This window comes from Paraglaciecola arctica (genome assembly GCF_018861065.1).
In the GTDB taxonomy this organism is placed as follows: domain Bacteria; phylum Pseudomonadota; class Gammaproteobacteria; order Enterobacterales; family Alteromonadaceae; genus Paraglaciecola; species Paraglaciecola arctica_B.
Genome location: NZ_JAHKQO010000036.1, coordinates 718,030 through 731,952, shown reverse-complemented (window position 1 = coordinate 731,952; position 13,923 = coordinate 718,030). Strand labels below are relative to the sequence as shown.

Genomic DNA, 13,923 nt, shown 5'->3' with positions numbered 1-13,923 from the left:
GAGTGCACCACTGACTGGAGAATACCGGTCATAACCACCACAATCAGCCCTTTTGTTTATTCATAACCTTTATCTTAGAGTGAATGTGTTCCAATATTTAGACTTTAGTTGCCGTTGTTTCACGGCTACTTACTTGTGAATTGGAAATGGTTGCGCGTACCTTAATTGCGTTTTGCGATTGCAACTTAACGGGCCCTTGGTAGGTTTGCCAGACACCACCGGAAATTTTATATTCGAGTTGTAAGCCACTAAAGGCAGAATGCATATGTAGCACTCCCTTTTTTATTACTGCGCCTGGCAAAGGTACTCTAGGTACAACGCCATCTTTGACCAGTTGTGGCATGGCTTTATGACTCAATACCTTGCTAAAGTTAACCCAGTCTGAGTTCATTGAATTCATTTGCGCTGTGTCAAAATGTTTGCTGCTAGCAGAATAGGCCACTCCCTTATTGTAACTCTCGGCCCATTGGGGAGTATGCCAAGCGCGTTCAGCCACAACCAATAACCTAGGATAAAGCATGTAGTTGGCTTTGGCATTAGAACGCACCGTTTCCCCCCATAGCTGTGCCTGAATACCTAAGACTTGCTGATCGTTTTGAATATCAATATTAGCAGGCGCTCCATAGTCATTGCCAAATTTATCTCTCCAAATTTCGGCATGCACAGCTAAGTTAAGAGGCATAAATTGAAATACTTGATAACTGTCGGTATATCTTGAACCCCAATAGTAGCCAGGTTCGATTGGATCTGCTTCGTAAGGAAAGTCAAAATAGAGCACGTCTGGGGTAGATAATACAACCTGCCATCCTTTATTAAGCATTTCATGGACTTTAGTGTGGCCGCCGGAATATAGGGTTTCCCAAGAGTTTGATTGTAACTTGTCTGGTAAATTTTCAGAATTTGCGTGGGAGAGTCCGTCGCTCCATGCTGCAGGTAAAACATCCAATTCACTTACATTGTTAGCAACTTTTTCTACAAAGTAGGAACCAAGCTGTTTCACTTCATTAAGACTGTCGTTATTGGCAATCAGCGCAGCGCAAGCCGGCGATTGTGTCCATGCTCCAGCCGTTTCATCGGCACCTATGTGATAGCGGTTCAGTGGCACGCTAGCAGTATTGTGCATGTCGACTAACTGTTCGAGCACTTCACCAATAAAAGTATAGGTGGCCGGTAAACACGGGTTGAGGGTGTTGTCGTTGTAATGTTGAATTGAGCGATACTCACTTTTATCGTCCAGCTCAGTTAAGAAATATCGCTCTGCTTCTTCAGGTTGTTCTTGCTTCATTAAGCGCTGGTATCTTGCATTCATTGCAACAATTGCGGCGCGGGAATGCCCTGGCATGTCCAACGAAGGAATTACCTCGATTTGGCGAGCATCAGCATATTTCAAAATTTCTATGTAGTCGTTGATGCTATAAAAACCACTGTTTTGTTTTGCGGTGGCTAACTTGCCATTACCGCCTGCAAGTTGCGGCATTAAGCAGTGTTGTTCTGATTCATCAAAACATCGAAATGCCGCTACTTCTGTGAGTTCTGGTAGGGAAGCAATTTGTAATCGCCAGCCTTCGTCGTCCGCCAAATGCAAATGTAGCTTATTGAGTTTGTAATAAGACATCTGATTTATCGTGTCTAAAATAAACTTTTTACTACGGAAATTCCGAGAAACATCAAGGTGTAGCCCCCGAAACGCCATACTGGGTTGGTCATTTGCAAAACCCAGAGGCAATGTTTGATGTTGTGGGTCATACAACTGGGCAATTGACATCATTGCATAATAAAGACTGGCAGAATCAGCATAGGTAATTTGAATGTCATTGCTGGTAATCAATAACGAATAACTCTCAGGTGAAGCGTTATGCTTGGGGGCGATCTTGATGGGTAAACCTTGTTGATTTATTTTTAGTGAATTGGCTTTAAATCTTTGGATAATCGCAGTTTGAAACTGACTATTTTTGATGTGCTGCATATCGGGTAATTGCAGCCCAGATAAAAGTTTTATGGTGTCGCCCGACCAATTAGCTTTTTGGAGCTTAGGAATAATTCGTGATTGTTGGTCTTCTGTGTTGCCAGCCACACGAGATAAGAAGCGATAATAACGTTCCTTGGCATCTGCTATGGCAACCTTATCGCCAGCATGCCTAAGTTGCTGTTGCGGGAGGCTGAAGGGATTAACGTGCTGAGGGCGCGGAATTTGATGACCATCGAACCACTTTTCTATTGTTGAGGTGATAACACTGCTATTACCATCGCCTGCTACAAGAATGTAGTTTGGAAACAACACCGATTCAGAGACTAAGGGAGTATTACCATAAAACCTAATATGATAATCAGTATCTGCTTTTATTTCCGCACCTAATCCTTCAACTTTCGGCGAAATTTTATGTAAATCGCCATTAATATGTACCAGATCAAATTCATCGCTATCGGCTTGACTAATAGGCGATAAGTTACTGAATAAAATATGCCAATTTGCAGGCATTACTTTGGGAAATTGCAATGTCATAGTGGCTTGATAACAGTTATTCGTATGTTTGGGGCAGCCGGTTTTCGTGTAGTTATGGTCAATACCTAATTTGACTTGTATTTGCTGCGCTGCAAAACCTACGGTGTTAGTCGGGACCTCGGGTGTCGAAATTTTTGATTGATTTTCTTTTCCACATGCGACCATAAAAAAAGCAAATATTAGGGTTAACCCCGAGAATATTTGAAATCTCTTCAAACTTAAAAGTGAGACTAGTTTGATTTGCTGCAATATGTAATTGAGGAACTTGGTCATGATTACTTCCGTTTGAAGTTTTGTGCAGCTATGCATCGGAAATTATGGGTTTTACAAGCCTAAGGTGTTACATCTTAGGCTATTGTTTTTGTGAAGAAAGTCTAGGACCATTTTCTTATTTTGTGGCCTTTTAAAGCGTAAAATAGAATAAAACCATAACAGGGCAGCATCATCCAGTAAGCAGATTGGGTATCAAAATGTTCAGCTAAGAAGCCATATAAAACCGGTAGTACTGCGCCTCCAGAAATCCCCATGATTAGCCAAGCCGAACCGCGAGCGGTGAGGTTATGTAATCCATCTAAGGCTAATGGCCATACAGCAGGCCATACTAAGGCATTGGCGAATCCTAAGATGGCAATAAGGGTAATCGCATTAGGTAACTCAGCTATGCCCATCCACCCCCATAAAACACTGGAAATAGAAGTGGATTGCACATCAGCAAATACCACGGCAACACTCAGTACTAAACCTAAAATAGCAGATCCAGCAAGAGCCTGGGCTTGATCAACAAAACGCGGAATAATGACCAAGCCAAGCAAATAACCGAAAACCATAAAAGCCATAGTGTATGAGGTCAAAGATGTGGCATTAGCCACACCCAACTGAGAGCCAAACAAACCTATGGTGTCGCCTGCTATGACTTCGACCCCAACATATAAAAATAGCGCCACTACACCCAAGATGAGTTGTGGATAGGCTTTTAGACTTCCTGCCTCAACGTCCGCCGTTTCTGGTTTCTCTAAAACTAAATCAGGCAAAGTAGAGAACTTCAGTAACACCGCCAAAGCGAATAAGGCTAGCGCCATATAGGTATAAGGTAAGACTAAACCATCAGCCAAGGCAGCGATTTGTGTGCTACGCTCGGACTCAGTTAACGACGCTATTGACTGGGCGTTGACTCCAGCGAACTCACCCAGAACCAAAGCAGTAAATACAATGGGGGCGAGAAAACCAGCAAACTTATTTAATAAGCCCATGATAGAAATACGTACCGCGGCGGTTTCTTTTGGCCCTATCTTTACAATATAAGGATTAGATGCGGTTTGTAGAATAGTCAGGCCTGTACCCACAATAAACTGTGCAATCAAAAATACTGCAAATTCATGTGAGTAAGCTGCTGGTATAAACAATAAACACCCTAGTGCAATGCCCACCAAGCCCAAACACATAGCGTGTTTGTAGCCAACTTTGTCTAACACCCAAGACATAGGTAATGCCATTACGACGTAGGCAATATAAAAAGAAAAGGCCACCAATAATGCTTGTGATTCAGTTAAGTCACAGACTATTTGCAAAAATGGGATCAAGGCCCCGTTAAGCCAGGTAACAAAACCAAATATGAAGAACAACATGCCTATAATAAGCATAGGTATGAGTGTCCCTGATTTAGGCTGCTGGGATGTTTTTGTTTGCATTATTCACCTTCTTATTGTTTTTAGTTATTTCCGCTTTACCCGAATACTTGCTCACCAGCTATATAAGTGGCGACCACATGATATTGACTATTTAGCACTGTCCAATCAGCTGCAAACCCAGCACCCAAATAACCCTTTTGATGTTGCAAGCCTAAGAAGGTAGCGGGAGTACTAGAAGCCATTGTGATTGCTTGCTGCATTGTGCAGTGTAAATTTTCTACGCAGTTGCGAACTGCACTTGCCATATCAAGGGCTGAGCCGGCCAATCTACCCCCTTTTATTGTCAATTTATTGCCTTGGCGATTGATCTGCATTCCCGCAAATTGCAATTCGGTTTGGTCACTTCCTACATGGGACATTGCATCGGTAACTAGCATTATGTGTTGTGGCGTTTTACATTTTATCGCCAACTGGCAGCTTGTTGTATCCACATGTTCTAGATCAACAATCAAACCACAATAACTAGATTGATCTAACAAAGCGGCACCTACCATGCCTGATTTTCGACTTTGAAGTGGTGACATTGCATTAAATAAATGGGTAAAACCTTGAGCGCCTGCATCTAATGCTGCCAAGGTTTGTTCCGCACTCGCGTTAGAATGACCTAAACAGACTTTTACGTTTGCCTTAACTAGCTCACTAATTACCGCTACAGAGACATTTTCTGGCGCCAAAGTCACACACACTAAACCGAGATCTTTGCGTTTAAATAAAGCTAATTCTTGAGGGCTAATTTCACGAATATGTTGGGAAGGGTGAATCCCCTTTTTAGGCTGACTTAAATGAGGGCCCTCAAAGTGAATGCCAACAATGCCTTGTACACCTTGAGCAATGGCCGTAGCAACTGCATCCGCTGCCTGCTGCATAGTTGAAAAGTTATCGGTAATTAAGGTTGGCAAGATGGCAGTGCTACCAAATTGTTGGTGGGCACGACTCATCGTTAGTAACGTCTCTAAGGTGGGTTGATTGTTAAACAACACACCGCCGCCACCGTTAACTTGTACATCGATAAAGCCGGGTGTTACTAGACCTAACAGCACAATGGCATCACCTTGTGAACCAGCTGTTTCGATTGATTGTATTGTGCCGGCCTCGACAGTTATCATTTGATTTTTCTGAACTGTCTTTCCATCAAACAAGTTTTCTGCAAAAAAACGCTGCATCTTTACCTCGATAATCTTTTCGTTGCTGTTTTGATATGTGCCGCATATTGATTCTCGATTCTTCGAGCAATCATATCGGTTGATTGTGACTCACTAATTAGCACTGAGCTGCTATTCATGAGCAAACACTGCCGTTTAACCGATATTTCGAATATAGGATAGCGCCTTGCTCTGGAGAGGCCTTAGCTGGCTGAATTATATTTTGTAGTTGGCTATCCAGATAGGGCATTAAGGGCTGTGTTATGCCACCAATCAGCGATAAGCGCTGCGTATTGCCGATCAATAGTCGATGGCAAAGCTTGTTAATATAAGTCGCCGCCTGATTGACTAGCTCTAATGCATCTTGTTGTTGATTTGCCGCAAGTTGCAATATGAGTGGTGCAATCGTAGCGTAAAAAGCAGGCTTGGCATCTAAGGTTAAACTAACCAAGTCATAGGGCTTTTCACAGTCAAGTTGCTGCATTACTTGTTCACAAAGCTGATTGTTAGGAACGATGCCATCTAGCGTTTCAAGGCAATGACTAATTGCCATCTTGCCCAGCCAAGCGCCACTTCCCTTATCGCCAATCACAAACCCGTGGCCACCTACTTCTAGCTGTTGGCCGTTAAAGATAGCTATTCCGGATGAACCAGTACCAACTATTACTATGGCTCCTTCTTGTCCCAAATGGGCTCCTAAGCAAGCAATATGTAGGTCTGTGGTTAAATGCCAGCTTGCAAAGGGCAAAGATTGTTCTAAAAACGCTTGTTTAACTTTTGGGATATTAATACCTGCTAAGCCAATTCCTGCATGGATGTGGTTTAGGGTTAATCCTTTAATATTGGCTTTGGCGACGGCTTTTTCACTGGCTTCAAGTACGGCGTTAACTGAGCCCGTTAGATCACGCGCAGCGTTGGCTGGACCTGCGGTTGCTTCCGCTAAAAAGTTTCCCTGCGCATCTTCTAGGCGAACTTTACATTTAGTGCCGCCACCATCTATGCCGAGAAAAATGTCCGTTGAATTAGTCAAAAATCAATCCTCTGTTTTGAAAACAATACATACTTAGTTGACTGCAATTTTACTTCGCCTTTTTTTTCAAACCCTTAGCTGCAATCTTCGCCAACATATCAACAACTAGTCACTCGTTTACTTATTCAGTATTTCTAGTTATGCGCCGCCTAAAACCTGTATGGGCAAAAGTCTTTATCAATTACTCTATGAACCATCATTGATGACAGCGTTGTCATTTTATTCTACATATTCTTAATTTATTTGCAACAAGATGAATCTGTGATTAATTAAGCGGGTCGTCAACTTGCAATTTTGTGAGGGGCTTAGGAAGCGAAAACCGGCACTCAGTTCTTCTAGAAAAAAAGAGCCGGAACAAAGAGTGCTCCGGCCAAGACACACATAAAACTTGAGTGCTACAACTATGCAGAGAACTTAAAAAAAACACTGGTTGACAGCGTTGTCAATTTTAGTGCAAATAGGTGTCATGAGCAACCCTCAATGCTATAGATTAAGCCCTATCATTAGTTAATAATTATGAAAATAGCCATAATCTTCAATTAACTTTCGATTTTCATTATCAGCCCATTGATAGTAGTTTTGTTCACTTAATTCACTAGCCGCTGCTTTATCTAATAATATAATGGCATTTTCATGCATTTGCAGCGCTGATGCGGGGCACATAGCTGAAACACCGCCTGTAATCATATCTTTAACTGCATTGGCTTTGTTCGTACCCGTTGCCATTAATAACACATAACGTGCGTTCATAATGGTGGCAATTCCCATAGTCATAGCCATAGTGGGTTGTTTTTCGTTAGGCTTAAATAGGCGGCTATTATCGGTAATTGTTTGCTGGGTCAAAGTTTTAATTCGTGTCCGCGAAGATAAGCTCGATGTGGGTTCATTAAACCCAATGTGGCCATTGGCACCAATACCTAAAATTTGTAAATCAATACCCCCGTGTTTTTTGATGTTGTCTTCATAAGCTAGACCCTGCACCCGCGGATTTTCGCCGGCGGCGCAGGTAGGTAAAAAAGTATTTTTCATATCAATATCGACATGGTTGAATAAATTTTCATCCATAAAACTACGATAACTTTGTGGGTTGAGCGGATCTATTTGATGGTACTCATCCAGATTAAAGGTAGTAACATTTTTGAAACTAAGGCCTTGATTTTTATGTTGTTCAACTAGCTGTTTGTACAAGCTAATTGGAGTACTGCCCGTGGCTAACCCCAACACTGGAGCCGGCTTTTTTTTGATAAGCTCTTTTACCCAATTCGCAGCACTTTCTGCAACTTGTTGAGCACTATCGTAAATAATAATCTGCATTTAACTTCCTATAATCCAAGGTTAAATTTGTTTTATAAATACTATCCATCGCCGAATAAGGTGGCTAATAACACTGACGTTTCAGTTATTTTATTTAAGGGTAATATTGTAGTAATTAGTATCAAAAATACACGGTTGACAGCGTTGTCATTTGTGGCTAATTTAAACGAAATTTCAAAATTCTGCAATGTCTTTTATTTAAGTCACTGACTAACCGCATGAGTATAAGCATCTCATTACTCAAAAGTTACAGAAAAGATAACAGCAAGACTTAGGCAATTTACTTGAGATCACAAACTATAGAACTGATGTGGGTTACAAGCTTACTTTTTAGAGACGAAATTTAATAGTAATATGAGGAAACTTATTGATGGCGAAAAGTAACACAAGGTATGTTTAGTTTTATCTATTACAATGGTTTTTTATCGCTATGGGAAAGTCTCTAGTTAAGTGAAACTGACAACCTACATAAATGGTGCTTAAAGCAAAAATGAAAACAAAAACTACCATTAAAGAAGTGGCCGAATTAGCAGGCGTATCCTTTAAAACAGTTTCACGAGTGATTAACAACGAGGGTTCGGTTCGTAGCGAAACCTTGAAAAAAGTTAATGACGCCATTAAAGAGTTGAATTACCAGCCTAATAACGCGGCGCGTAATTTAGCAGCCAGTAAATCTTATTCTTTAGGGTACGTGTACGACAATCCAAATGCGTATTACGTTCTTGATATGCAAAATGGGATATTGGCAGAATGCAGAGATCGCGGTTATGAATTGATAATTCACCCTTGTTCAGCACACAACAAAGATATAGTTGCTGAACTGGCTACTATGATTAAACGTTCGCAATTGGCTGGTTTAATTATTTCGCCGCCACTTTCTGAAATGCCTGAAGTACTCAGTGGTTTGCATGAATTGAATATTCCCTTTATTCGAATTATTTCTTCAAGCGAATTGAATCAAACATCTTCACCTTGCGTTTATATCAATGACCGAGATGCAGCGTTTGATATCACTGAACACTTAATCGAACAGGGGCATACTAAAATCGCTTTTTTACGAGGGGACGACAATCACCGTTCTAGTCATGAGCGCAAAATAGGGTATTTAAACGCACTTAAAAAACACAATTTACCCATAGTTGCAGACTATCAAATTGATGGCTCCTATTCTTTCGAATTTGGCGTTCAAGGCGCTAAGCAGTTATTGTCGTTGGATGTTCCACCAACTGGAATTTTTTCGTGTAACGATGAAATAGCAGCTGGAGCGTTATTTGCAGTGCGCTTACAAGGTCTCAATGTGCCTCAAGATATGGCAATAGCAGGTTTTGAGGACAGTCCGTTCTCCCGTCAAACTTGGCCGATGTTAACAACCGCGGCTCAGCCAACTAACATAATTGCACGTAAAGCTGCCGCATCTTTGATACAACATCTAGTGAATCTACGTTCTCAAAAAAGCACTACAGACAATGTTCCGGTTCTGCATTTTAGGCCGCAACTAGTGACACGTGAATCAACCCAATCGGTTTCTTAAGGCACAGGTTAATTATGATTTCGTCTAAATTCACTAGGTGATTGACCTTGTAATTTTTTAAAACTTTTTGAGAAATTAAAAATATTAGTGTAGCCAACATAGCCAGCAATATGCTGAACAGGCCAGCGGGTATTAAGTAGCAAATTTTTTGCCCGCTGTATTCGTAATTCAATGAGTTTTTGTATCGGGCTTTGAGCAAATTGGTTTTGGCACAAGCGATGTAAATGGGGAGGCGAATAATGTACCACTTTACACATCTCGTCTATCGTCCAGTCATACTGGAGGCGTTTTTCAATATCCTGAAACAAGTGCTGTAGTCGAGTATTTGCCTTGTTTTGATTATCTCCTAAGATTGCTGTGTTCAGATATTTGTTCAATATGGGAAACACGCTTTGGCGTAAGGTTGCGTCAGGTTCACTATATAAAATCTCCATAGCGTAGTGTAGCGGTTCGAGTTTTTGAGCGACTAATACTTGTGCTTGCTCTAAATTGACATGCTGCCAACGCTTACTATTAGCGAGGTTTAGCCAAATAATATCCCATTGCTTTGCAGCTATACTTACCTCAAAACTCTGCTTAGTTGGCAATATGGCTAGGGTATTAGGCAGCAATGAATATTCGTTTTCTGCAGTGATTAATTTACCTTGTCCTTTAAGGGTATAAAATAAGGTGATTTCCACAGGAGATGTGCGTCCTACGCAATATTTCCCGCTTAAGTTAGAGCATCCTGCTAAGGTGATATCTAGCGATTCAATTTCTGCTAATACCGTCGATTTAATGAAGCGTTCATAACAATTGGGGCCAATATCAAGGACGTCTTTGATGTGATTGTTCATGAGTGCTAATGATAGTTTTGGATAAAGATTGGATAGTTTTAAGCATAATCTAAAAGTAGAGTTTTAGCTATATTTGGTACCCTATACAAAACAAACTAAGTGCCCTTTTTGAAGCCAGTGGAAAAAACTATGAACTCATTAGATTACATCATTCAACGTCGTGACTGGGAGACTCCTTTAAGCACTCAGATCAATACAGTCAGAGCACACAGTCCGCTTAATGGTTTTAAGAGTAGTGAAGAGGCACGTCAAAAGTACAATTCGCAAAGGCGACTGCTCAATGGCAATTGGCAATTTAAGTTATTCCCTAAACCTGAAGAGGTAGATGGGGCTTTTCTTACAAAGCAACCTTGTGACGACTGGGAAAAAATTCCTGTGCCTTCTAATTGGCAGCTTCATGGTTTCGATAAACCCATTTATTGTAACGTTAAGTATCCTTTCGCAGTCAACCCTCCATTTGTTCCAAAGGATAATCCCACTGGCTGTTATCGAACGGAATTCGAGATTACTCAACAACAACTTACGCAACGTAATCAGATAATTTTCGAAGGAGTTAACTCGGCTTTTCATTTGTGGTGTAACGGGCAATGGGTTGGATACGCACAAGATAGTCGTTTGCCGAGTGAGTTTGATTTGCAACCCTTTTTAGTAGCTGGAAAAAATCGAATTGCCGTTATGGTGATCCGCTGGAGTGATGGTAGTTATCTTGAAGACCAAGATATGTGGTGGTTGAGCGGTATTTTTAGAGACGTAGTGTTACTAAGTAAACCTCAATATCAAATTAGCGATGTATTTATTACGCCTGATTTAGATGGGTGTTATAAAGATGCGAGTTTGGCCGTCAAAACCACTATTGATGCTCCTGAAAATTATAAAATCAGTGTGCAGATTTTTGATGGTGATATCGCAATTAATGAACCACAAATTCAAAGCACTAATAATAAACGTGTTGATGAAAAAGGTGGCTGGCAAGATGTGGTTTTTCACAATTTCACCATTAAAAATCCACAAAAGTGGAGTGCAGAAATACCATATTTGTATCGATGTGTGGTCAGTCTTTTAAACGAGTTAGGCGAAGTGTTAGATGCTGAAGGTTATGACATTGGTTTTAGAAAAGTAGAGATCATTCAAGGGCAGTTATGCATTAATGGCAAACCAATATTGATCCGCGGTGTTAATAGGCACGAACATCATCCGGAAAATGGTCATGCGGTATCGGAAACAGACATGATTACTGATATCAAACTGATGAAACAAAATAATTTCAATGCAGTGCGCACCGCCCATTATCCAAATCATCCTAGGTGGTATGAGTTATGCGATGAGTATGGCCTGTATGTGGTAGACGAAGCCAATATCGAAACACATGGTATGTTCCCAATGGGGCGTTTGGCATCAGATCCCCAGTGGGCAGGGGCATTTATGTCACGCTACACACAGATGCTTGAAAGGGATAAGAATCATGCTTGTATTATTATTTGGTCATTAGGAAACGAATGTGGCCATGGTGCAAATCATGATGCTATGTACGCCTGGTCAAAAAGTTTTGATCCTTCACGTCCGGTGCAGTATGAAGGCGGCGGCGCTAACACTAGTGCTACAGATATAATATGCCCTATGTATTCACGGGTCGATTCTGATGTAAACGACGAAGCAGTACCTAAGTATTCCATTAAAAAGTGGTTGAGTTTACCTGGAGAATCTCGACCACTTATCTTATGCGAATACGCGCATGCGATGGGCAATAGTCTCGGCAGTTTTGAGGATTACTGGCAAGCCTTTAAAGAATACCCGCGTTTGCAAGGTGGCTTTATTTGGGATTGGGTTGATCAAGGTTTATCAAAAACAGATGCACAGGGTCGTCACTTTTGGGCATATGGCGGTGATTTTGGCGATACAGTGAACGACCGCCAATTTTGTATTAACGGATTGCTGTTTCCCGATCGCTGTCCACACCCAAGCTTGTTTGAAGCTAAATATTGCCAACAACATTTGTCTTTTAGCATAGAGTCTAAACCGAACCACAATGAATATAGCCTGACTATTTCAAGCGATTATGTATTTAGATCAACAGACAACGAAAAGTTGCTTTGGCGACTTTTAGAAAATGGGATTGAAATAGAAAAAGGTGAGTCCAGCATTTGCATTGCGCCGCAAAGCAGCATGACTATAAGTATTGTACCAAAAGCAACATTCCAACAAGGTGCCACTTACCATCTAAATCTAGACGTGGAGTTAATTGACGAAAATCGCTTTGCACCAGCCGGGTATGTTCTTGCGACAGAGCAGTTTTCATTGATAAATAAACAAAGTTTAACGAGCCAAAACTTTGCAAAAGCAAACAACCAAGCTGTTCTTATCTTAAATAAAAATGAACAATCTTTTAGTATTCATGGAGAAGGTTTAGAGCTTGTATTTGATCGTAAAACTGGACTTATCGAACATTGGTTTCTAGACAACAAACGAGTGATAACCAGTCCGCTGGTGGATAATTTTTATCGCGCTGCATTGGATAATGATATTGGTGTTAGTGAGGTGGATAACCTTGACCCCAATGCTTGGGAAGCTCGCTGGATAGCTGCAGGACTGGGGAATTGGCGACGTAAGTGTCGTCATATAGATGCCGTTTCTTCAGAAATGGATGTGCGCATCAACTGCGTTTTTGATTATGAGTTTAACGGTAAGTTATGCTGTCAAACTCAATGGATTTATAACGTTAATAATAGCGGTGATGTAAAACTGGATGTTAAGGTGTTATTGAATCAAGAGTTACCTCCAATTCCAAGAGTTGGAATAAGTCTGAGTCTCGACAAACAGGAGGATTTAGAGGTTAAATGGTTAGGTTTGGGGCCATTTGAAAATTACCCAGACCGCAAGGCAGCTGCGCGAATTGGTGAATACACTTTACCCATTAATGAGCTGCACACACCTTATATTTATCCGACCGACAACGGCTTGCGAAGCGACTGTCAATTGTTAGAAATTGGTGAGTTACAGGTTGCTGGTGAATTTTTATTTGCGGCAAGCGAATATTCCCAAGCCCAATTAACAGCGGCAAAACATACTCACGAATTGCGTAAAAGTGATGTGTTACATGTCCATATAGATCACCAACATATGGGAGTAGGCGGAGATGATTCTTGGAGTCCAAGTACCCACCAAGAATATCTTCTAGAGGACAAAGCATACAGTTATTCATTGTGTTTTAATAACAATAGGAAATATTAACAACGGCGAATTAGTACGTGTATGTTAGTAAGCAGCTGTTTAGGTTTAGCCCGCTGCTTGGGGAGACTTGCTCTTTTCTCTAATAAATATTGTTAGCTAAGGCATTCACAACGAGACAATTTTATTGACTACAATACAAGCTTTTTAGCGGGTGAACGGCTAACAATGGTAGTTGAATCAAGATCTGCTTTGGCATTGTCTTCTGGTTGATAGACTAATATATAGCTAGCAATAAATATTGCATCTCCGGCTTGCAGCGTATAGTCGTCTTTTAAGGATCTACCATTAACTTTGGTACCATTAACCCCCAGGTTTTGAATGATTCTGTTACCTTCAACTGTTTTTATAATGGCGTGTTTACGAGATACTTTTGAATCTGGGATAATCACCATACAACCCGCATCACGACCTAAAAGAAAATCACTATCATCGAGTTTAAATGAGGCTTGCAATTCATAGTTAGCGTACATGTCTAGTCGAGCCATAATTTCTATATACCTAGTAAAATCAAAGTTATATTCAATAAATTGGGTAGCGAAATCATCATTTTACCGTTATCAAACTTAGTCAAAAACTCATACCACGGCTACCAATCCCTTAACAAACTATTGTACTATTTAGTATGGAATTCGTACAGCCGCTTGTATACAA

The 13,923-nt window shown here is 40.8% G+C and carries 9 protein-coding genes; 2 read left to right on the top strand and 7 right to left on the bottom strand.

Going from position 1 to position 13,923, the window contains the following annotated elements:
* Positions 1-97: 97 nt before the first annotated feature.
* From KO534_RS16460 to nagB, 5 genes are all read right to left on the bottom strand, one after another.
* Positions 98-2,776, bottom strand: a complete 2,679-nt coding sequence (locus KO534_RS16460; protein ID WP_215930991.1) for a family 20 glycosylhydrolase — start codon at positions 2,774-2,776, stop codon at positions 98-100.
* 101 nt (positions 2,777-2,877) lie between these two features.
* Positions 2,878-4,191, bottom strand: coding sequence for a sugar MFS transporter (locus tag KO534_RS16455; protein ID WP_215930989.1), 1,314 nt, complete (start codon positions 4,189-4,191; stop codon positions 2,878-2,880).
* 35 nt (positions 4,192-4,226) lie between these two features.
* On the bottom strand, positions 4,227-5,354 hold the full coding sequence (nagA, locus tag KO534_RS16450; protein ID WP_215930987.1) for an N-acetylglucosamine-6-phosphate deacetylase: 1,128 nt from the start codon (positions 5,352-5,354) through the stop codon (positions 4,227-4,229).
* Between the two features lie 115 nt (positions 5,355-5,469).
* Entirely contained in the window at positions 5,470-6,363 is an 894-nt protein-coding gene (locus tag KO534_RS16445) for a BadF/BadG/BcrA/BcrD ATPase family protein (RefSeq protein ID WP_215930985.1), read from the bottom strand.
* 507 nt (positions 6,364-6,870) lie between these two features.
* Positions 6,871-7,677, bottom strand: coding sequence for a glucosamine-6-phosphate deaminase (nagB, locus tag KO534_RS16440; protein WP_215930983.1), 807 nt, complete (start codon positions 7,675-7,677; stop codon positions 6,871-6,873).
* Positions 7,678-8,167: 490 nt separating this feature from the next.
* Here nagB and KO534_RS16435 point away from each other — a divergent pair, with 490 nt between their 5' ends.
* Positions 8,168-9,208, top strand: a complete 1,041-nt coding sequence (locus KO534_RS16435; protein WP_252732187.1) for a LacI family DNA-binding transcriptional regulator — start codon at positions 8,168-8,170, stop codon at positions 9,206-9,208.
* Positions 9,209-9,216: 8 nt separating this feature from the next.
* Here KO534_RS16435 and KO534_RS16430 read toward each other — a convergent pair whose 3' ends face one another.
* Positions 9,217-10,044, bottom strand: coding sequence for an AraC family transcriptional regulator (locus tag KO534_RS16430; protein WP_215930979.1), 828 nt, complete (start codon positions 10,042-10,044; stop codon positions 9,217-9,219).
* Positions 10,045-10,173: 129 nt separating this feature from the next.
* Between KO534_RS16430 and KO534_RS16425 the strand changes: the two genes are divergently transcribed.
* Entirely contained in the window at positions 10,174-13,272 is a 3,099-nt protein-coding gene (locus KO534_RS16425) for a beta-galactosidase (protein ID WP_215930977.1), read from the top strand.
* Positions 13,273-13,400: 128 nt separating this feature from the next.
* Here the strand turns inward: KO534_RS16425 and KO534_RS16420 are convergent, their stop codons facing one another.
* The gene (locus KO534_RS16420) at positions 13,401-13,757 is read right to left on the bottom strand and encodes an FHA domain-containing protein (RefSeq protein WP_215930975.1); all 357 of its coding nucleotides are present in this window, start codon (positions 13,755-13,757) and stop codon (positions 13,401-13,403) included.
* Between the last annotated feature and the right edge of the window lie 166 nt (positions 13,758-13,923).